We start from the raw sequence: 21,911 nt of genomic DNA, 5'->3' as shown, positions 1-21,911 counted from the left end.
ATAGGAAAGGCAAAGAAGTAATTTTCTTTGCCTTTCTTTATGGTTTCCAATCTGCTATAATCATAGCCTAAAAAATCCTCAAAATTTTCCTCATTTTTCCTATTTACTTCTTGCTATTTCCTTTGGGTTTCATTCGGGACTCATTCGAGAATGATTCGGGAATATGGGTTAATCTGATTTAGCCATTTTGCGAAAATTCCGAATATGTCTCGAATTAGGTCAATTCCAAACGCTAGGTAAATTTTGGATTTCGAAACTCAAATCATGTTACAAATAAAAAGAAAAGGCCATATCGGTAGAGATATGGCCTTAAAATTTATGTTGATTTTAATTACTGCAATTGGTTGAACAATAACTTGAAAGTTCCATGAGTCTGCGCACGGAAATTAATATCATTCCCAAATGATACCAATTTGCCTTTGCCTACTGGCGCTTCAAATGCAATAACACCATCTTTCAAATACTTCTGTCCCCATGACCAACCACTCTTTAACACTTTTTCGGAATCAAACCACATCAATGGTTTGATGTTGTTATTCGTGATTCTGTACAGGTTGTCATTGCTGTAATAAAGATCAATTTGATCATTATATCCCCAAGTACTGGCAATTCCTTTTGCCACTTTAGCTGTCAACACCGAACCTGGCGTATAGAAGTCTGTTCTCTTCAGGGCTTTGTGTTGCGCGTCTACCAAATGGTTTTCTACCCCTAATTCTAAATGTTCTGCTAAATCAGAGCTGCTTCCTATGGTCACGATTTTACCGCCATTTTCCAAGAATGCTTTCAATACTGGAATGGACTTCTGCTCAGTTAAGCGGCCCCATCTCTCTTTGTAAGGAGAAGGGATGTTTTCTGGGGCTTCTGCAGGCATGCGACCATAATAGGATGATGCATTTGCATTGCTGTTGAACCTTGGTATGGAGTTTCCTGGAAAGATAATGATATCATATTTTGCATTCAGATTACCCTTGTCGATATCTGGTGCATAGATGACATCAAAGTTATAATGGTATTTCTCCATTAGGAACCTTAACCATCCTGATGGCATACTTCCGCCATAGGTATCCCAAAGTGCAATACGCAAAGTTTTGATTTTTTTGCTTTGTTTTGGCAAGCTATTACTAGCTTCTGCAGCAAAGATCAATTTAACATTCGCATTGTTTTCTACATAGATATCGCCATTGGATTCATCACGCCATACATTCTTGCCTTGTTTTAACAAATCATTGCTTACGCGGAATGATTCATTGATAGTGGCTGGTAGCCTCAAGTACTTGCCTTTTGGTTTAGCCACTTCAGCCAACTGGATCACTTTTCCATTCGTCAAGTCTTGGAAAGGACCGTTGAAGTCATCTAAGATACGGTCAAACTTCACGTCCATCAGGTAAGCCAATGTCCATCCGGCAGCATCATAAGGTGGGATAGGAGGGCCTCCTGGGTATTGGAAATCATCCGGGTGATCCTGGGGCTCAAACATGTCCAAAATATGAGGACGGAATGCTTGATCGGTCTTGATGATATAAGAACCCTTAACGTATTTCTTGCCATTTACGGTAAAGTCTGCATTGGCCTGTTGGATGTCGATTCCATTTTGGATCAATGCATTCACGAAATCGGTAGCTTTTACAAAATCAGCTTGGTCGGCAGGGATAATAAATCCCCTTGGGTCACGAAGTGATTTGTTGTCGAAAAGACTGCCCAATAGCTTCCTTTCAGCTTCTCGGTTGTTCTCGATTTTTGGGTCTTTTCTCTTGGCTTGCTGGAAAGCTGTATCAATGACAGCAACCTTGCTTGGAGATAAAGGCCAAAAATCTTTGGATCCACGCTCGATGGAATTCTTGCCCATTCTGAACATGTTGTACAAGACCTCATCCTTATAGCGACTCGCATAGTTCAATACGGCATAGTTCAAGGAAACAGAATAATCAATAGACTGTTGGAAATGCCATACCTGTGGAATCACTGGGTTTTGAGTATCATTGTTTGGGATCAGTCGGTTAGGAACTAGCGGGATTTCAAATGGAGTAGGATTACCGATCATTTCAGTCAATAGGCCCATCATATTGTGGAAATAAGTGGTCGTTCTCAATCCACCGTTATACCAAGTAGAGAATACCGAACCATCCTTAGCCGTATAGCCAGGTTTGCCTTCTGCATTCAACCTTGAAGACATAGCTGCTCCTAAAGCATCGATGCCAGACATCAAGATTGGGTCGAAAACATAGTTGAACGGATCGCGATATGGCGCACCAGCCACTACAGCACCGGCAGGGGCTGTTTGATGGTGGTTGTACATGATCTGTGGAATCCATTCAACAAATAGCTGTCTTGCCATATTTTGGGATTCCTTCAGGTTCAGCATGAAAAAATCGCGGTTGTTATCATGGCCTGCGTATTTCTGATAAAGGACAGGAACATAGTTCCCTGATCTTTTATTTGGCGTTTTTTCACGCATGTACCAATTGGAGATCAACTCTTGCCCGTCAGGGTTGGCATGTACCATTAAGACAATGCTATTTTCCAAGATTTTCTTGGTTTCAAGATCATTGGATGATGCCAATAGATAAGCTGTTTGGATCAATTGGTGCGTTCCGACTACTTCGTTGGAGTGTAGGCCGCCATCAATCCAGACAATGCTCTTACCCTTTTGAGCCAAGTCACGCGCTTCCGCTTCGGATAGGTCAGCATGAGCCAATTTAGTCGAAATGTTCTTGAATTCTTCCAGGTTTTTTAAGTTTTCAGGAGAACTGATGATCAACATACATTGATCTCTACCTTCTTCGGTCTTCCCAATGACGGTATAGAGCAAGCGATCGGATTGCTGGTCTAATTTCTTGAAATACTGTTCAGTTTCGGTGAATGTTGCCAATTGGTAATCATCGCCAATATTGAATCCAAAATGCTCCTTCGGGCTAGTGATTTGTTGAGCAAACACTGTTTGAATAAAAGCAAATGAAAACAACAGTAACCGAATAAGGTTAATTGAGTTCTTCATAATTCTATTAGGTAATAATTTATTGGTTAAAGATAAGAATCGCTTGCAGATTCATAGGAGAAAGATACAGCTAAAGCTGGACCTTCACAAGAATATTACAGACAGGTGCTTCGGCAATAAATGAAGACTAGGAATATGGGAAGGGGGAGGGTTTTGAAACCGAAGAATCGTTTTTGTTTAAATCCACAAAACGATTTTTATTCTCTTGGAATTTGTATATTTGAGATGATGACATTTAGTAGCATATGATTTTAGTTGCAGATAGCGGATCCTCACGATCAGATTGGATGCTCCATCTTCCAGATAGCAAACCATTACGATTCAGTACCAAAGGCTTAAATCCTTTTTTCGTTAGCGAGAAGGAAATTGCAGCCATTTTGACGGAGGTTCCCGAAATTATCCCATATATAAAAGAGGTTCATGAGGTCTATTTTTTCGGAGCGGGATGTTCCACTCCTGACCGCCGTGAATTAGTATCCAATGCCTTGACCCAAATTTTTCCATCATCCTTTATTTCTGTTGAAAGCGATCTGTTAGGATCTGCTTATGCCACCTTTGGTGCCGGAAAAGGGTTGATCTCCAACCTAGGAACTGGTTCTGACATCAGTTTTTATGATGGTGAAAAATTGTCAGCAAGTCTGCATGGCAATGGCTATGTGCTTGGGGACGAGGGTTCAGGTGCCTGGTTTGGCAAACAATTGATAACTGCCTATCTCTATGAGACCATGCCTAGGGATTTGGCAAGGACCTTCAAGGAGTCACATCCTATTACCAAGGATATCATTATCAAAAACGTCTACCAAAGGGACAGGCCGAATGCCTACCTCGCATCGTTTGCGGAATTTATGGGACAGAACAGACAACATCCCTATATAGATAATCTTTTGAGAAATGGTTTTGACGAGTTTGTTCGGACCAATATCATGACCTATCCGAACTTTTGGGAATATGAATGTCATTTTGTGGGAAGAATAGCTTATTATTTTGATATTCACTTAAGAGAGGTATGTTCTTTGCATGGTGTACGTGTGGGCAAGATATTGAGTAGCCCAATAGAAGAGCTGTTCCATTATGTGGTGGACAGAGAGCTGAATGTTCAACTTTAAAAATATATAGATTATGATAATGGCCATGATAATGTTTTATACCATGCTGTTCCAACAGCCTACCGTATATGACTATTCTTTCACTTCCATTGATGGAAAGAAAGTGGATCTAGCTGATTTCAAAGGAAAACAACTTTTGATCGTCAACACAGCGTCCAAATGTGGGTTCACCAAGCAATATAAAGAGCTACAGGAACTACATGAACAATATGGAGACAAATTGGTAGTGATCGGTTTCCCTTCAGACAATTTTGGAAATCAGGAATACGGAGACAATAAAAAGATCGCTGAGTTCTGTGAAAAGAATTTCGGGGTGAACTTTATCCTTTCTGAAAAGGTAGATGTCAAAGGCGATAAACAAACTGCCCTTTTCAAATACCTAACAGAAACCGATAATCCAGATTTCAAAGGTGATATCAATTGGAACTTCGAGAAATTCCTGATCGATAAAGATGGCAAATTAGCACATCGATATCGTTCAAAAGTTACACCGCTTGATAAGGTGATAACATCGCAAATCTTATAAAAACAAAAAGACGCCAGAGAGCGTCTTTTTTGTTTTTAGTCAAGGAGACCATTTTGTAGGCGTATTGAATACGCCTGCCAGATGCATTTGCAGGATGAGGGTTCGGCTCCGCTCCCCCACCGAGCAATCCCATCGCGCAAGTCAACGGCATTCTTTCCATTTTTCCGCCAAGGAAATGAGCCGGAGGCTAAAGGACTTCCTTCGGAAGGATGGTTGTTTGTATAAATTGGGAACCCCTGGAAGGGGTGAAATCTTTGTAGAAAATCAAATCGCTTGACGGATAACCCACAGCTTGGGTGAAATATTTTTCTGAAAATCCCTTCTTAATTCATTTCCAATTCTGAACGAATAGTGAAGAATCTGTACGATTCTCCTCCTAAAGGCTATGTCATCTTCAATCGAAGATTGAAGAACTGTTCGCCATTTCAATAAAGGGCGTCGTTGAGTTTGAAGGTTCGCACTTCGAGATGCTTCGGATGAACCTCAGCACAAAAAACCTTAACTTAATGACATTGCCCACCGAGGATCGGAGGATGGACCAAGATTATTTGCAGTATTTCATTCAGCTAAATTTATCCAGGATGATAGGCATATTGAATTCGCCCGCCAGATGCATTTGAACCAGGATGAGGGTTCGGCTCCGCTCCCCCACCGAGGATCGGAGGATGGGCCAAGATTACTTGCGGTATTTCATATAGTTAATTTTATCCAGGATGGTAGGGGCGAATTGAATTCGCCCGCCAGATGAACCAGGATGAGGGTTCGGCTCCGCTCCCCACCGAGGATTGGAGGATGGACCAAGATTACTTGCGGTATTTCATTCAGCTAAATTTATCCAGGATGGTAGACGTATGCGATACGCTCCTACGGACTATTTACTGTCTATCCAAGCCAAAATAGCAAGCTCTACATCTAGGTTCGTAGCTTTCTTTTTCGCCAAGAAGGACTCGGGATTCATTTTGCTGTAAACGGTAGGAATAGTTGGCTGGAGCACCGCATTTTACACAGACTGCATGGACTTTAGTGACGTCTTCTGCGATGGCCATTAGGCTAGGTATCGGTCCGAAGGGTTTTCCTAAGTAATCCATATCTAGGCCAGCAACGATGACGCGGATGCCGCGATTGGCTAGTTCAACGCAGACATTAGGAAGTTCCTCGTCGAAAAATTGGGCTTCATCAATTCCTACTACTTTGGTGTCAGCACTCAATAGCAATATGGCGGATGAATGTGAAACTGGGGTAGAAGGGATGGAATTACTGTCATGGGAGACAACCTCATTCAGGCCATAGCGCACATCGATTTCAGGTTTGAAAATCTCTACAGGAAGTTTGGCAAATTGTGCCCTTTTCATCCTACGGATCAGTTCTTCGGTTTTTCCAGAAAACATAGACCCGCAGATCACTTCGATACTTCCAATAGGACCTCTTCTGTGGGGGAAATTATGCTCAGAAAACAACATCATTTTGATAAAACTTTATACTAAAAACCTGATTTCAGAAGTTTCATATAATATGAAATTCTTAGCTAATATAGCTTACGAATATCGAAATTTAATCTTATTTTTGGTTTAAGGAGATAGGATAAAAGCGTAAACGAGGTGTCAATCAGTTTGTTTATTTTTTTATTGATCATTTAATATTAGAATTAATTTCAATCTATACACATAAAACATGGCTTATTCAGATCAGGATATTTTAGGGAAAATTGGGGATCTTTTGGTAGAAATCAATGAGCATTATGCAGGACTGGACAAGAACAATCTAGCAAGCAAAAAAGCAGATATTTTATTGTTGGCTGCTCAGGCCAAATATTTGGCTGCACATATCGAAGCTTTAGCATCACTTCAGACTCAACCTACGCATTTATTGACTTCGGCAGCAGCAGGAGCGGTACAAGCTGAAGAGAGTAGCTTTACGCCTGCAGTTGAACATGAAGCGCATGAAGCTGATGAGCAACCTGTAGAGGAAGAGATCCAAGAAGTGGAAGCCGTAGAGCCAGTGAGCGAAAAGAAACCTTTTGTCGAAGAATACGATGAAGAAGCACCAGAATCGACCAACTATGGCGAGGTTTCCAACGAAGAAAACCAGGCGATAGTGGAAGAGGAGAAAGAGGAATTGGTAGAAGAGCCACAAGAGGAAGAGCCTAGGGAAGAGGAGAAGCAGGATGCCGAGCCTGTTGAAGAAGTTTCGGATTTCAAAGATTTTAATATCTCATCTAACCCTGTTCATACAGCATCTTCGGGTTATACCTCAGTTGCTTCTGCTGATGAAGCTGAAGAAGACAAGAAGAATGTGGAGCAGAAAACGGAAGTTGAGCCGACGGTGAACGAAGTGGTTATTGAAGAAAAGCAGGTCGAGATTAAAGAGGAAAAACCAGAAGAGGTTGTTTCACTGAACGATCTGGCTAAACAAGCAGAGGTTAAACCTAGTCGACCATTGACCTTGAATGAGTTGATCCAACAGCAAAAAAGAGCAGGTTTGACCAATGCCAACCAATTCAACACTTCACAGGATAGATCTACAGAAAAAATCGGTGACCTGAAAGTTGCGGTTAGCTTAAATGATAAGCTATTGTTCATTAAAGATCTGTTCAATGGATATAGCTTGGCTTATTCGGAAGCTATTGAATTGCTCAATAGATTTGACAATTTCGCGGAAGCGGATGCCTTCTTGCAATCGAACTATTCCTTGAAAAATAATTGGGCGTCGAAACCACAGACCGTAGATAAGCTTTACGCTATCTTAAGAAAGAAATACATTTAATTTCTATACGAATAAAAAAAGGTCGCTTCCGATAAAGAAGCGACCTTTTTTTGGTTCAAGGCGAAGGTTAAAGATCAAATTTGATCCAATGCTTGCCTTCATGTCCATATACAAAATATTTTGATTGGATGATTTCCGCGAATATTTCGGTATCCAATAAAAAGTCTTCTTTATGTTTTGCGAATTCAGGTTTTTGAACGATAAATATATTGTTGTTTTTAACGGCTTTATAGTCGCTGTATTGATCGTTCAGTAAATCTGGGAGTGTTCCTAGGAATGCAGGATTATCGTTGATAAAGATCAGGATTTCGGTGTTTTCAGGCTCTTTTACCAAAGGGTTGTTCTGCGCTCCGGCAATTTCACTGATTTCTTCGATGTAGGTTGGGTCAGCTGTAGGGTTGGAAAGGTCTACGATTTCAACCATAGGTCGGTTTTCAATATGGATAAATTTTAATTTATGGATAATGATGTTGATTTCTTCCTCCAGTAATTCGAATTTTTCGGGTTCAGACTCTTGTAATTCGTTTGCTATAGCTGTATAGTGTTTTAGTTGAATCATTATGATAGACAATTATCCTACAAAGGTAAACAAGCTGTTCAAAAGACCCAAGCAATTGTCGAGATTCATAAATAATTTGTAATTTGGGGTTTAAAAATTAAGGAGTATTTATGTTTGACAAGTTATTTGAAGCACAGCAGAAAGCACAGGAGATCAAAGCTAGATTGGATCATATTTCGGTATCAGGAGAGGCTGAAGGGGGAAAGGTTCGCGTAATTTCAACGGCGAATAAGGAAATCAAGGAAATTCAAATTGACCCAGATTTCTTTAAGGATGCGGATAAAGAGGAGATAGAAGAGCTATTGGTTGTTGCCTTAAACAAGGCGTTGGTTCAGGCTGAAAGTATCAGTCAAACTGAAATGCAAGCAGCTTCCCAGGATCTATTAGGTGGATTGGGAGGATTAGGCAACTTATTTGGTAAATAATAGAAGAAAATGAAAGCAACATATTACGGACAATCATGTGTAGAGTTTGATTTTGATGGTACCAAGGTATTGATGGATCCTTTCATCAGTTATAATCCATTGGCCAAAGATGTCGATATCAGCAAGATCAAGCCTGATTATATTTTTTTAAGTCATGGCCATCAGGATCATGTGGCCGACATGTTCAGTATCCAACAACAGAGTGGTGCCACGGTGGCAACCATTGTGGAAACGGCAGATTGGGTCAGGAAACAAGGAGTACCTGATGATAAGGTCATCGAATTTAACTTGGGTGGAACTTTGGACCTGCCATTTGCTAAGGTAAAGATGGTGTATGCGGCGCACAGCAATAGTACCCCAGACGGTGCTTATGCAGGATTTCCTGTGGGTTATGTGTTCTTTTTGAAAGATAAGACGATATATTTTGCTGGGGATACTGCTTTGACGATGGAAATGAAATTGTTGGAACGTTATAAGATAGATTGGGCATTATTGCCTATCGGAGGTCATTACACAATGGATGTGGATGATGCTGTCATTGCAGCTGAGTTTGTGAATTGCAATAATGTAATCGGAATACATTATGATTCCTTTCCTCCGATCAAGATCAACCATGAAGAAGCAAAGAAGAAGTTCAATGAATCAGAGGTTTACTTGGCATTGCCAAAAATCGGCGAATCGGTAGAGCTGTAAAAGATTGATAAAAAGAAAAGCCCAATTGTTTGATAGCAATTGGGCTTTTTTTATGTTCAGGCTGCTAATGATTAAGCAACGCTTTTTGATCTGTTGATGTGGAATTGTACCAAATCGTCAATAGGGGAACGTAAGATTTTTCCAACTTTCATTCCATATTGAGCAGCTTTATCTTCCAATACGTTTCTGAAGTTGTAACCCACAGAACCGATACAGTTGAAAGTGTAAGATTGGTAGTCAGGGTATTTGCTCACTAGGTTGTTGAAGAAAGCTTCGAAAGCATCATCAACGATTTTGCGAGTATACTCGATGTTTACGTTATTGTCGTAAACAAATTTGCTGAAGCTAGCACAGAAACGGTTTGCTAAAGGTTTAGTGTACACGTTGTCCATGATTTCATCAGGTGTAAGTTTGTAAGTGTTAAAGAACACTTCAGCAACATCTTTAGGCATTAAACCTCTGATAAAATCTACCAAAAGTTTTTTACCGATGAAGCTACCAGATCCTTCATCACCAAGGATGTAAGCAGCAGAATCAATATTATGAGTAATGTCTTTTCCGTCGTATATACAAGTATTGGTACCTGTTCCAAGGATTGCAGCAAAACCAGCCTCCGTACCTAATAATGCACGTGCAGCAGCTAATAGGTCATGTCCAACTTCAACTTTAGAATTTGGGAATACCGCTTGAATAGCATCTTCGACAATTTTTGCCTTCTCCTCGTTGTGTACACCAGCACCATAATAATTTACCTCGCTGATCTTATCAAATGGAATATCTTGAGGTAGTCCTTTTTTAAGGGATGCAATAATGTATTCGCTATCTACAAAATATGGGTTATAACCCTCGGTGTTGAAGTAAATCTTCTTGTTGTTATCATCTAGCAAACACCAGTTTGTTTTTGTAGACCCTCCATCTGCAATTATTATCATTATTTATAAATTTAGTTTTAAAGTAACTTGTTTTTTCGTTTTACAATGGTATTGTTCTAAGTTTAAATCCCAAAATACGGTATTTATTAATAAAAATAAGAATTTTTATTTGATATATTGAAATAATTTAGGAAGGCTAGGGCATTGATTAAAAATAAAAACCTTATAACTTATTGGTTATAAGGTTTTTATAATTATTTTAGCGTAAAAAATACTTAGTGTATTTTTTACAATTAGTTTCGCTTTAGTGCGCCCCTTCAGCTTCAATTTCGTCAATTGCAATTCCTTGTTTAGACAAGAATTTACGAACTAATACCGCAAAGACGATGATGTAGATAAAGCCAATTGCTGGCACGAGGTAAGAGTTGTGAATACCAATGATATCCGAAAGTTTTCCTTGGATAGGAGGGATAATTCCACCACCAAGAATCATCATTACTAAGAATGCAGAACCTTGTTCGGTGTATTTTCCTAATCCCACAATGGAAAGACTAAAGATGGAACCCCACATAATAGAACATGCTAATCCACCCGCTAGGAAGGAATAGATAGCAACGGTTCCTGAAGTCATTAAACCTACGATCATGGCCAAGAGACCAAATGTTCCAAATATGATCAAGGTACGAACAGGTTTTTCTTTACTCAAGAAGAATGCAGCAATTTGTAATGCTACACAGATGATGAAGTAATATAATACCGACATATCAAAACCAGCTAATGAATTCACACCGATTATAATGGTGAAAGCGATAACAGGAACAATGATGGTCAATAATTTTTTCTTAGATTTTGTCAGGTTAAAGGCTGTAATGGCGCCTGCCCATCTACCGATCATCATACCGCCCCAATACATGGAAACGTATGGTGTAATCTGAGAGGATTGAAGGTTGCCGAATTCTTCCAGGGTTAATAATTCTCCTAAATTACTTCCGATGGCTACTTCAATACCTACATAGATAAATAATGCCAACATACCCAAAACCAGTTGAGGGTATTTCATCGCACCCCATCCTTCAGGGTTTTTCTTGGCGCTATTATAAGAGAACAATAATCCGAAAACAATAACGGCTAAAGCTCCCAGTAACCATAGCATACGCTTGATTTCCAAACCATGGGAAAGGTCCTTGATTTGAGCTAATAGTTCTTGATTGTTGTTGTTTGCGGCTTGCTCTTTTAAGTCAAGGATATGAAGAGCCGTATCAGATTTATAACTGGTGAATACAGGGATAAATGCACATAACAACAAGATGGTCATTATGATCAATGTTGTTCTGGCCTTATTTGCGGGCTCCATTTGTTCCAGGTTGAATCCTGGAGGTACTTTTTTAGAGAAATGGAACAAACCAGCTGCTAAAACGAAAAGAAGACCTACACCTATATATAGGTATACGACTTTGTTTAGGGGAAGGTTTGCGATTTCAGCATCGGAAATGGTTTCGAAAGTCCCAAAAAGGGCAAATCCAACGATCAATGGTCCGATGGTCGTCCCGAAGGAGTTGATACCCCCACCAAGGTTCACACGGGAAGCACCTGTTTTAGGGTCACCCAATAGAACGGCGAAGGGGTTAGCTGCGGTTTGTTGTAAGGAGAAACCTAGCGCTACGATAAATAGACCTATTAACATCCCGGTGTACACATTGACTTCTACGGCGACGATCATTGCGGCAGCTCCTAATGCCGAGAATAACAAGCCATAGACAATACTTCTTTTGTAACCCCATTTTCCAACGAGGTCCTTTCCAGAAATGGTTCCGAAAATAAAGAGAAGAAGTGCGCCAATGTAATAGGCCGAGTAGAAAGCAAAATCAATAAGTTGAGATTGAAATTGGTCTAAGTGAAAGTAATTTTTACAGAACGGAATAAATACACTGTTTCCAGCTGCGATAAATCCCCAGAAAAAAAACACCACAATTAAGGTGTAAAGAGCTGGGTAATTGGTGTTTGTTTGTTGGTTATTCATAAAAAAAATGTCTAACTTTATGATTTAATCGTACAAATAAAGAACTTTTTTTTGATTTCTAAAGTTTTTCGACGGCTGCTAAAACATTTTACTGCTACTTAACGTTATATAATAAACTATAAATAAAAAAAAGTGCTGATTTTCTTTTGAAATTACAATAGTTCTTTTTTTCTTTGTGGCGGTTCTTAAATTTATCTTTCGGGACGCTAGTATAAAATCTCTATAAAAGATTTAGTTACCCAATAAGACATATGAATTTTATGTATTAGCTGAAAGATATATTTCAAAAAAAGTAAAAATCCTTAAAAATCATATTTTAATATTAATGGATATTAATGAATTGAATACGAAGCTCGTGTCTGAATTGCGCGAGATTGCGAAAGTTCTAGGCATTGTTGATGCTGAAAAGCTTAGAAAACAAGAGTTGATTGATCGTATTTCTGAAATAGCCAAAGAGTCTCAACAAGAGCAGCCTCTAGAAGTTGCTGATGTTGATTCGGATAAAGCCAATGCAGAGCGAACAAGAAAAAGAGTACGTACAGTAAAAGCTGCAGAACCTGTAGCAGTAGGTAGAAACAGAGTGGCGGCTGATGATGAGCAAACGAAAATGGAATTTGCCAGCAAACCAGCAGCAGATTCCACTCCCGCAGAACCCATCACTACTCCTTCTCCTGAACCTGCCCTTAAAGCTTCCACTCCAACAGATTTTGATAACGTAATTATTAACGAAGGTGTATTGGAAATTATGGCCGATGGTTATGGTTTCTTAAGGTCTTCAGACTATAATTATTTGACATCTCCGGATGATATCTATGTTTCTCAATCCCAGATCAAGTTATTTGGTTTGAAAACTGGAGATAATGTTAGAGGTTGCATCCGCCCTCCAAAAGAAGGTGAGAAGTATTTTCCTTTAGTAAGAGTTGAGGCCATCAATGGTCAAGACCCTGCTGAAGTAAGAGACCGTGTGCCTTTTGATTACTTGACACCATTGTTCCCAGATGAGAAATTGAATTTGGATTTAGGTCCTAGCAATTACTCCACCAGGATCATGGACTTGTTCACCCCAATTGGTAAAGGACAACGTGGTTTGATCGTTGCACAACCAAAAACAGGTAAGACCAATTTATTGAAAGAGGTTGCCAATGCAATCGCGAAAAACCACCCTGAGGTTTATTTGATCATTTTATTGATCGATGAACGTCCAGAGGAGGTAACAGATATGGCAAGAAGCGTACGTGCAGAAGTTGTTTCATCTACATTTGATGAGCCTGCGGACCGACACGTGAAAATTGCCAACATCGTATTGGAAAAAGCAAAACGTATGGTAGAGTGTGGACATGATGTTGTAATCCTATTGGATTCGATTACCAGGTTAGCACGTGCTTATAATACCGTTGCTCCAGCATCAGGAAAAATCCTTTCCGGTGGTGTGGATGCAAATGCTTTGCATAAACCAAAACGTTTCTTTGGTGCTGCCAGAAATATCGAAAACGGTGGTTCATTGACTATCTTAGCTACAGCATTGACAGAAACAGGTTCAAAAATGGATGAAGTTATCTTTGAAGAATTCAAGGGTACCGGTAATATGGAGCTACAATTAGACCGTAAATTGTCTAACAAACGTATCTTCCCTGCGATCGACCTTACAGCGTCAAGCACAAGACGTGATGACCTATTGGTTGACCGTGATGAATTACAACGTCTATGGGTATTGAGAAACCACCTTGCAGACATGAACTCGCAAGAAGCAATGGAATTTTTGTTGACCCAAATGCGTGGAACTAAATCCAACGGAGAATTTTTAATTAGCATGAATGGCTAAAAAGCCATCATAAATTGATATTTTTAAGCCATCTTTGCGAAAAGGTGGCTTTTTTTTATGAAGAAATACATTCCAAATACGATTACTTCCCTAAACCTCTTTTCAGGTTGCATCGGTACTGTCATGGTCTTGAACCAAGAATATATGTTGGCTTTTTATTGTGTGTTGGCATCGGGTATATTTGACTTTTTTGACGGTATGTCGGCTAGGGCATTGCATGTCAAGTCTTTGATCGGGAAGGAATTAGATTCCCTTGCAGATGTGATCAGTTTTGGATTCTTACCGGGAGCAATAATCTTTACCTTGTTAAAAGATACCAGTTCGAGTGCCTATCTTCCCTACCTAGGATTTATTATTACTGTATTTTCAGCATTGAGATTGGCGAAATTCAATATCGATACCCGACAGAGCACGGATTTCATTGGGGTCAATACACCGATGAATACCTTCTTTATCGTTTCCCTACCTTTTATCTTGGAAGATTATCCGGTCCTAAAGAATACCTGGCTTTTATTGGGCATAGCGATCCTGACCAGTTTGTTATTGGTTTCGGAAATTAAATTGTTTTCGATGAAGCTGAGCAGTTTGAGCTGGGGAGTTAACAAGTACAAATACCTTTTCCTGATCATCAGCGTAATATTATTGGTAATCCTTAAGTTTTTGGCCTTACCAATTGTTTTGCTGTTGTATATTGTCTTCTCAAAAATCCACTTTGCTTCGGAGAAAGAAGTTAGCCAAGTTTAGTCTGATAATCTTGAAGTTCAGACATGGCCAATTGGAAGTCATTTCTGATGGTTTCAAATAGGTCAAGGATGTCCGCCATCGGTCCCTGTCCGCCAGCCTTGTCCTCCAGGTCCTGGAATTTCATCCTTAAAGCCGTGGCGCCTAGATATTGCATGGTGGGTTTGATGTGATGAGCTTTTGACTTGATATCTGCATGATCTTGAGATTCTATTGCGACTTCTAAAGCCTTAAAATCTTCTACCCCTTGACCAAGATACAAAGGGATCATCTGCTTGATAACCTCCGTGTTGTTCATCATGTTCTCTTGGATGGAGTCCGGATTAATAATTAGGTAAGGATTCATGTTAGATTGTTTTTACTTTCAGTTGATCAGTTGATTCTTCAAGCAATTCCTTATTTGATTTCTTAAAAATAGGGTGTAAATAATCTTCAGCAATTTCTACGAGCGGTATCAGCGTAAAGTTTCTTTCTTGGATATATGGATGTGGAACTTGAAGGTCTTCGGTATGAATAATGTCTTCGTTATAGTAGAGGATATCGATATCGATGATCCTGGATCCCCAGCGTTGACCACGGATCCTGCCCAAAAGGATTTCGATCTTCAGGATTTCGTTCAAGACCTTATTGGCGGAAAGTTCAGTCTCCAGCAGGATTACCTGGTTCAAAAATACCGGTTGGTTTTCTACGCCCCAAGCTTCGGATTCATAAATTTTTGATTGCAGTGTGATTTCCCCAATTCTGTCTTCAATTTCAACCTTTGCGTCTTCTAGTTGTTTAATAGGATTACCAATATTTGCCCCTAAAAGTAGGTAAACTTTATTCATGAGTATAATATAGGAATTGTTTTATGATAATCGGAATAATAGCTTAAATTTACGGACACTACTTAAATTAATTATATGAGATCATTTTTTAAATATGTACTTGCGACCATTACAGGAATTATTATCAGTAGTATATTAATGTTTTTTATCCTGATGGGAATCATTGGGATGATGATCAGTTCGGTCGGCAGTAAGACCGAAACTGTAACAGCCAGTAACTCGGTTTTATTGATCGACCTAGCGCATGCCATCACTGAAAAAACAGAAGCAAATCCATTTGAAGGTTTGGATATCCCGGGTTATGCTGGTTCTAAATCCATTGGCTTGAACGATATCGTTTCCAGGATAAAAGCAGCAAAAACAGACAATAATATAAAAGGTATCTATCTGAATGTATCCAGTGTAGGGACTGGTTTTGCCACAATGAAAGCAATTCGTGAGGCATTATTGGATTTTAAGACTTCGGATAAATTTATTGTAGCATACAGTGATGTAATGAGTCAAAAAGGCTATTACTTGAATTCTGTTGCCAATGAAGTTTACTTACATCCACAAGGTAATTTGGACTTCAGGGGCTTGGCTACTTCAGTAATGTTCTATAAAGAGGCTTTGGATAAGTTGGGGATTGATATGCAGGTCCTTAAAGTGGGAACCTATAAAAGTGCAGTGGAGCCCTTTATCCTGAACAGCATGAGTGAGGCCAATAAGGAACAGGTGAATTCGTATTTGAGCAGTATTTATGGTACATTCTTGACTGATATATCGGCTGTAAAGAAGATTTCAACTGATAGCTTAAAGAGTATTGCGAATGGCTATTTGATTCGTGAACCGGAAGATGCAAAGAAATATGGTTTTGTGACTGATTTATTGTACAAGGATCAGGTAATATCAAAGATCAAGGATAAGTTAGGGATTGATACGAAAAAAGATATTCCTGTTGTTTCCTTATTAGATTATAATAATAAAGCTAGTGCTGGTGAGGCTGGTGGCGATCGCATCGCTGTATTGTATGCCTATGGGGAGATTATTGATGGAGAAGGTATCGAAGGGCAGATTGGTGGCGATAAATTGTCAAGGGAACTGAGAGAGTTGAGGTTGGATGATAAGGTAAAGGCGATCGTGATGCGCGTGAATTCCCCGGGAGGTTCAGCATTGGCTTCAGAATCTATCTGGAGAGAGGTTGACCTGACCAAAAAAGTAAAACCTGTCGTGGTTTCAATGGGCGATTATGCGGCATCTGGTGGATATTATATTTCAGCTGCAGCGGATTCTATCTTTGCAGATCCGACTACGCTTACGGGTTCCATCGGAGTATTCGGTTTGATCCCGAGTTTCCAGAAATTGTTCAATGAGAAGTTAGGGATCCATTTCGATGCCGTGAAGACTGCTAAGTTTGCAGACATGGACGTAGATATGGATAGGCCTTTGTCTGAAGAGGAAAAAGGGATTATTCAAGGTGGTGTGAACAAGATCTATCAAGTATTCCTGAAGCGTGTGGCTGATGGTAGAAAGATGCAGGTGGCAGATGTGGACAGTATTGGTCAAGGTCGTGTGTGGACCGGTGAGCAAGCCGTTAAATTGAAATTGGTTGACCGTATAGCTACTTTGGACCAAGCTATTGAAGCTGCTGCGAAGAAAGCAAAAATTGAGAATTATAGAGTTTCGGAGTACCCAAGAGCGAAAGATCCTTTTGCCTCGTTATGGTCTACTTCGAGAGACAAGATAAAAATGTGGATGTTGGAAGATGAGATGGGGGATTATGTAAAGTATTTGTCGGAGCTGAAGAGGATAAGTCAGCAATCTGGCGTACAAGCTAGGATTCCATATTTAGTAGAAATCTATTAATAAAGAGCGCTGATTGAGAAATCAGCGCTTTTTTTGTGTCCGAGTTTGTGGGACGATAGGCTCAGCCAGAAGAGGTTCTTACCATATAGAATTAGAATTATGCTAGAGATTTACAGATTGAAAAGAAAAATGAAAGTTTTTTATATCTTTAAACTCTAAAATCAACCGGAAATAAAAATAAAATGAAAACTATCGACGATTTAAATTTCAACGGAAAGAAAGCTTTAATAAGAGTTGATTTCAATGTTCCTTTAGATGAGAACTTCAACATTACTGATGACAACCGTATTCAAGGTGCGCTGCCTACCATTAAAAAGATCTTAAATGATGGAGGTTCCGTTATCCTAATGTCCCACTTGGGAAGACCAAAGGAAGGACCTACAGATAAATATTCCCTTAAACATATTGTAAAGCATCTATCAGATGTATTAGGTGTGGATGTACAATTTGCAAACGACTGTATTGGTGCTGAAGCTGTTGAAAAAGCAAAAAACCTTCAACCGGGTCAGGTATTGTTGTTAGAGAACTTAAGATTCTACAAAGAAGAAGAAAAAGGAGACCGTGAATTTGCTAAGAAATTGGCTGATTTAGGTGATGTATATGTTAATGATGCGTTCGGTACTGCACATAGGGCCCATGCTTCTACAGCGATTATTGCTGAATTTTTCCCTAATAATAAGTACTTTGGTTACTTGATGGCGAAGGAAATTGAAAACGCCGAAAAAGTATTGAATAAACCTGAGCGTCCATTTACCGCTATTATGGGTGGTGCTAAGGTGTCTGATAAGTTGGAATTGATCGAGGCCTTGTTGGATAAGGTTGATAATTTGATCATTGGCGGGGGTATGGCTTATACCTTTGTAAAAGCGCGTGGTGGTGAAATTGGCCAGTCTTTGGTTGAGCTTGATAAATTGGATTTGGCGAATGAATTAGTGAAAAAAGCGGATGAAAAAGGGGTGAACTTGGTTCTACCTACTGATGCGCAAATTGCTGATCGCTTCGCGAATGATGCTAATGTATATGACGGTCCAAATGATGAAATCCCTGCTGATAAACAAGGTTTAGATATCGGTCCGGATTCTTCAGAGCACTTTAATGATGTTATCATGGCATCCAATACACTTTTATGGAATGGTCCTATGGGTGTATTTGAGATGGATACTTTTGCTAAAGGTACTCGTGCGGTTGCTAATGCCGTAGTTGCTGCAACAGAGCGTGGTGCATTTTCATTGATCGGTGGTGGTGATTCAGCTGCTGCGGTATCTAAATTTGGAATGACTGAGCACGTAAGCTATGTAAGTACCGGTGGTGGTGCATTGTTGGAATATATGGAAGGAAAAACCCTTCCAGGTGTAAAAGCAATTTTAGACTAATATTATCTATAAAATAAAGAAAGGGGAACCATTTGGTTCCCCTTTCTTGTTTTAATAGCTGTAACTCAAACTGAAGCTTGGAACCAGCCGCTGCCTCGCACTGGCCTGGTTGATATAGCTGAGTTTGGCGCCCACACCGAAGTCGGGAAGCACATATTTGAACATATTGAAGTCTGCTGAAAGCCCTATTCCAAAAGAGGTAGGTTCGGCCTTGCTGTCCTGGATGTTCTGGTAGTCTGCAAAGAAATTACCATGGAATCGCTTGATATAAGCCAATTGTCCAATAGCCCAATCTGGATAGGCAATAGGGAATCTGTAGTTCATCAATAAGGTGTTTTCAACCTTAGGAGAGTCGAAATGAGCATAGCCCGATACCATCGGGATATCATAGGTGTCATTGTATCTTCCATCAGTTTTTTGGTAGGAAAGCCTTGCTTGGAAGCCATGGTTTCTAAAGAAGCCCGGGAAATAGAAGTTAGTCCTGATGGCAAATAGTGAACCTTCGAGCGTGTTCTCGAATGGTACATGTCTGTAAAGGACATTGATATTCTGCCCCCATTTAGGGATCAGATCCATCTGGCTTCTTCGGCGGTTTCGGTTGAAATAGACCTGGTAATTGAGTGGAAAAGCAATCTCATAATGAAATCCCCTGAGTGTATTTAAGCTCAAATCATACCTTTTTTGGTAGGATGTACCAAGGTTTAGACCATAACTATAAGTTGTTTTTCCTCTATATATGCTCATTGGAATCTGCATATCTAGGCTATAAACATGTTCCCGGAAGTCAAATTTGGTATATTCATTTTCCGTATTTTGCTTTTTAGCATAGCCGATTTGACCTCTGTTTCTATAGGAAAAATTGAATTTTGGGTAGTATTTCTGATAAGAAATTTCTGCTGAATAGATGCTTTTTTCCATGTCCAGATCATATTCATACCCTAATTTTAGCTGTGAAGTATTGAGCAGATCATTCGCTATCCAGAAGATTCCGGGTCTATAATTATCGAAACTTTCGAAATTATTACTGCTTATGCTCAGGCTATGGAAGTTGAATAGATGGCTTAAACTGTTGTATTTTTCTACCTGATAGGATTGTGATTGATCGGGTGCCGGGTTGCTAAAAAGGCTTGTGATCCTTTGGTCAGTCAGTGCTGAGACCTCAAATTTCGCGGTAATTTCTTGTCCTATGAGCTGTGTTGAATCGAGGTAAGCGGCCTTATATCCGTTGAATTGGTACTCATTATATAGTAGAGAATGGTCGTTTCCAGGGCTAGGAAGAAAGGCGCCAAAGGGAGAATTTGTGATCAAATAGAGCTTATCTTCAGCGCTAGAGTATCTATAAATATTGTCAATTTTTTGAAATTGAGCTTTAAAAACTAAGTCATTTCCTATGAAAATAGGGCGTTGGAATTCTTGGTTTGACCAAGGGAACAGCTCCTTAAACTGCTTGGATTGGAGGTCAATCTCGATGATATTGGTTCCTTTTGGACTGATCGAAATGGCGGCAATCTTGGTTTCCTCAGTGTTCAAACTAGGCTGTTGGATAAGATATCCTTGCGGAAAATCCATGATTTTTGTGGATATCTTTGAAACTCGGTCGATATAGAAGAGGCTGGATAGGTTGTTTTGGTCCACTTGGACTGTATATACCTTTTGGGAATTATCGCTCAATATAGGGCTGTAAAATCGAGAATTCTTTGAAAGGTCCTCTGTTTTTCCAGTCTTGAGGTCAAAAATCCGGATAATATTATAGGTCTGTTTGCCAAATCGAGCATCCTTTCGGAGTTCATCCCAGACCAAATATTGATCGTTTAAATGGAAATATGGCGTGAGTTGGAAGCCGATTTGTGTTAAAGTTTCTTCCTTTTCATCCTTCCTTTTTCGAATTTCTGGGATGATATCTGCTGACTGAGCCAAGGTAAATATTGCCTTTGAAGAGTTGGTTTGTGGAAGGAAATAGTGGGTAGGGTAGCGGTTGTTTTCCTCAAAAATCAAGTTGAAATTTTGGTCGACTTTTGAAGATTCCCATTCCTCTTTGAGTTCAGAAATCGTGGCCTCATAGAGTTTTTTACTGTTCAATTTTGTATACTTTTTCAGGGCTAAATTGAAGTTGAATGGTCGCCTTAAATTAGCCCGCATGTTATCCAAGATTTCTTCCTTAATGCCATATCCAAAATGGTTGGTCAAGTAGCTGTTCATGGTATAGCCAGTGAGGTAGTAAGTAGGGGTCAGGTCACGGAATGAACCTAAGATATTTTTACTGAAAGAGTAGTCTTTTCCGGATAGCAAATTGGTCCGAAGTGGCATGAACCAGGAGCTACTTCGGCCTCGACCACCGTCTGAAAATTGAGTTTCTATAGAGACGGCATCCCCCTCAAAGTACCAAGCTGGGAGGTGAAGACCATATAAAGCGAAGGCTAATTGTTGGAAAAACGGGCCTTGAATTCTACCTGTCAACTTGTCAAATTGGGCTACATGTCTGAGCTCATGTTGGATCAGATTTGGGAGCCATTGGGTATTGTCACTTGCAGGTCCAGGTGTAGAAAAAGCCTCCACTTTTCGGGGAGCAAGCTGGGCATATCCATTCTGTTCGATGTGGTTTTCGTGAAGAATTATTGAAATCTTCTTAGGTTCTCTCTTTAAATCTTGACTGGAGAAATTAATCATGCTGTCGATTTGCTGGGAGAGGAGCAGGGCAGATTTCTCAAACTCCATAGGGAATATGAGTTGGAATTTTTTGCTATTTATCTGTCTCCATTTAACCTTAGTAGAGGCTTGTTCGTTGTCGATTATTTGAGAATTTGCATGATGTGTACTTAAACTTACTATAAGTATGGTTAATATACTGATAAATAGATTTTTATTCACGTTAAAATATGGGGAAAATAGCATATGCTAAATATATTAGTAGAGAATTGCTGTTTTAGTTAAACTAATGGTTTTAAATAAAATTGTAAAGGATTGATAAATAGTATTTAATGTGTTTTTTAATTCTTTCATAATTTACACTGTTTTATGTGTATTTGTGTATGTAAATCACTTGTTTGTGATTAAAAATTCAGTTAACTTTTTGCATTGTAAATGTAGGTTAATTTGTTAATAAATTCAAATGTTTGACGTTTACAAAGGAGTTTTGAAAATGTTTAAGGACTTGATCAATGAATGGATTTTTGAACTCGAAAATTTTTGGTAGAATTTGCTGCCTAATAAATGGAGGTTTCGACCGGATTTATTTTTAGGAATTTTTGGGTTGGTATTTTTCAGGATTTTCTAGCGCATAGATTTGAAGGTGTTTTTCTTTCTTTAAATTCATGCTATAAGGCTATAATTTAATAGTGACATAA

At 39.4% G+C, this 21,911-nt stretch carries 17 protein-coding genes; 9 read left to right on the top strand and 8 right to left on the bottom strand.

Annotated elements, in window-relative coordinates; translation table 11 throughout:
* Nucleotides 1-331 precede the first annotated feature (331 nt).
* A complete protein-coding gene (locus tag ACK2WI_RS11330) occupies nucleotides 332-2,995 on the bottom strand; it encodes a M14 metallopeptidase family protein (RefSeq protein ID WP_093098333.1) in 2,664 nt (887 codons plus the stop codon).
* A gap of 245 nt (nucleotides 2,996-3,240) precedes the next feature.
* On the opposite strand from ACK2WI_RS11330, the gene ACK2WI_RS11325 reads away from it, so the two are divergent.
* Nucleotides 3,241-4,101 carry an N-acetylglucosamine kinase gene (locus ACK2WI_RS11325; protein WP_093098331.1) on the top strand — a complete coding sequence of 287 codons (861 nt, stop codon included), beginning with the start codon at nucleotides 3,241-3,243 and terminating at the stop codon, nucleotides 4,099-4,101.
* Nucleotides 4,102-4,114: 13 nt separating this feature from the next.
* A complete protein-coding gene (locus tag ACK2WI_RS11320) occupies nucleotides 4,115-4,627 on the top strand; it encodes a glutathione peroxidase (RefSeq protein ID WP_093098330.1) in 513 nt (170 codons plus the stop codon).
* An 875-nt stretch (nucleotides 4,628-5,502) separates the two neighbouring features.
* Here ACK2WI_RS11320 and ACK2WI_RS11315 read toward each other — a convergent pair.
* On the bottom strand, nucleotides 5,503-6,087 hold the full coding sequence (locus ACK2WI_RS11315) for a thymidine kinase (RefSeq protein ID WP_093098328.1): 585 nt from the start codon (nucleotides 6,085-6,087) through the stop codon (nucleotides 5,503-5,505).
* A 211-nt stretch (nucleotides 6,088-6,298) separates the two neighbouring features.
* On the opposite strand from ACK2WI_RS11315, the gene ACK2WI_RS11310 reads away from it, so the two are divergent.
* Nucleotides 6,299-7,390 (top strand): hypothetical protein, encoded by a 1,092-nt coding sequence (locus tag ACK2WI_RS11310; RefSeq protein ID WP_409150866.1) that lies wholly within the window; start codon nucleotides 6,299-6,301, stop codon nucleotides 7,388-7,390.
* A 67-nt stretch (nucleotides 7,391-7,457) separates the two neighbouring features.
* Here ACK2WI_RS11310 and ACK2WI_RS11305 read toward each other — a convergent pair whose 3' ends face one another.
* A complete protein-coding gene (locus tag ACK2WI_RS11305; RefSeq protein ID WP_409150864.1) occupies nucleotides 7,458-7,949 on the bottom strand; it encodes a hypothetical protein in 492 nt (163 codons plus the stop codon).
* Between the two features lie 110 nt (nucleotides 7,950-8,059).
* Between ACK2WI_RS11305 and ACK2WI_RS11300 the strand changes: the two genes are divergently transcribed.
* Together ACK2WI_RS11300 and ACK2WI_RS11295 are read left to right on the top strand one after the other, a co-directional pair.
* On the top strand, nucleotides 8,060-8,374 hold the full coding sequence (locus ACK2WI_RS11300) for a YbaB/EbfC family nucleoid-associated protein (RefSeq protein ID WP_093098324.1): 315 nt from the start codon (nucleotides 8,060-8,062) through the stop codon (nucleotides 8,372-8,374).
* A gap of 9 nt (nucleotides 8,375-8,383) precedes the next feature.
* A complete protein-coding gene (locus ACK2WI_RS11295; protein WP_313367527.1) occupies nucleotides 8,384-9,067 on the top strand; it encodes a metal-dependent hydrolase in 684 nt (227 codons plus the stop codon).
* Between the two features lie 71 nt (nucleotides 9,068-9,138).
* On the opposite strand, the gene ACK2WI_RS11290 is transcribed toward ACK2WI_RS11295, so the two are convergent.
* Both ACK2WI_RS11290 and ACK2WI_RS11285 read right to left on the bottom strand, forming a co-directional pair.
* Nucleotides 9,139-9,999, bottom strand: coding sequence for an N-acetylglucosamine kinase (locus ACK2WI_RS11290; RefSeq protein WP_093098321.1), 861 nt, complete (start codon nucleotides 9,997-9,999; stop codon nucleotides 9,139-9,141).
* A 244-nt stretch (nucleotides 10,000-10,243) separates the two neighbouring features.
* Nucleotides 10,244-11,959, bottom strand: a complete 1,716-nt coding sequence (locus ACK2WI_RS11285) for an MFS transporter (RefSeq protein WP_312696951.1) — start codon at nucleotides 11,957-11,959, stop codon at nucleotides 10,244-10,246.
* 325 nt (nucleotides 11,960-12,284) lie between these two features.
* Here ACK2WI_RS11285 and rho point away from each other — a divergent pair, with 325 nt between their 5' ends.
* Together rho and ACK2WI_RS11275 are read left to right on the top strand one after the other, a co-directional pair.
* Nucleotides 12,285-13,781: a transcription termination factor Rho gene (gene rho / locus ACK2WI_RS11280; RefSeq protein ID WP_093098318.1), complete on the top strand. Its 1,497-nt coding sequence runs from the start codon at nucleotides 12,285-12,287 to the stop codon at nucleotides 13,779-13,781.
* Nucleotides 13,782-13,838: 57 nt separating this feature from the next.
* A complete protein-coding gene (locus ACK2WI_RS11275; RefSeq protein ID WP_312696950.1) occupies nucleotides 13,839-14,525 on the top strand; it encodes a CDP-alcohol phosphatidyltransferase family protein in 687 nt (228 codons plus the stop codon).
* Here the strand turns inward: ACK2WI_RS11275 and ACK2WI_RS11270 are convergent.
* Both ACK2WI_RS11270 and folK read right to left on the bottom strand, forming a co-directional pair.
* Nucleotides 14,512-14,868, bottom strand: coding sequence for an Hpt domain-containing protein (locus ACK2WI_RS11270; protein ID WP_409150862.1), 357 nt, complete (start codon nucleotides 14,866-14,868; stop codon nucleotides 14,512-14,514). The genes ACK2WI_RS11275 and ACK2WI_RS11270 overlap by 14 nt on opposite strands.
* A 1-nt stretch (nucleotide 14,869) precedes the next feature.
* Entirely contained in the window at nucleotides 14,870-15,349 is a 480-nt protein-coding gene (gene folK, locus ACK2WI_RS11265; protein ID WP_409150861.1) for a 2-amino-4-hydroxy-6-hydroxymethyldihydropteridine diphosphokinase, read from the bottom strand.
* Between the two features lie 75 nt (nucleotides 15,350-15,424).
* On the opposite strand from folK, the gene sppA reads away from it, so the two are divergent.
* Both sppA and ACK2WI_RS11255 read left to right on the top strand, forming a co-directional pair.
* Entirely contained in the window at nucleotides 15,425-17,194 is a 1,770-nt protein-coding gene (gene sppA / locus ACK2WI_RS11260) for a signal peptide peptidase SppA (protein WP_409150859.1), read from the top strand.
* A 182-nt stretch (nucleotides 17,195-17,376) separates the two neighbouring features.
* Nucleotides 17,377-18,567, top strand: a complete 1,191-nt coding sequence (locus ACK2WI_RS11255) for a phosphoglycerate kinase (RefSeq protein ID WP_409150858.1) — start codon at nucleotides 17,377-17,379, stop codon at nucleotides 18,565-18,567.
* 51 nt (nucleotides 18,568-18,618) lie between these two features.
* Here ACK2WI_RS11255 and ACK2WI_RS11250 read toward each other — a convergent pair whose 3' ends face one another.
* The gene (locus tag ACK2WI_RS11250; protein WP_409150856.1) at nucleotides 18,619-21,282 is read right to left on the bottom strand and encodes a hypothetical protein; all 2,664 of its coding nucleotides are present in this window, start codon (nucleotides 21,280-21,282) and stop codon (nucleotides 18,619-18,621) included.
* Nucleotides 21,283-21,911: the final 629 nt, after the last annotated feature.

This window comes from Sphingobacterium sp. BS-2, from assembly GCF_046161205.1.
Taxonomy (GTDB): Bacteria; Bacteroidota; Bacteroidia; order Sphingobacteriales; family Sphingobacteriaceae; genus Sphingobacterium; species Sphingobacterium mizutaii.
This window is presented reverse-complemented; position numbering and strand designations above follow the sequence as displayed.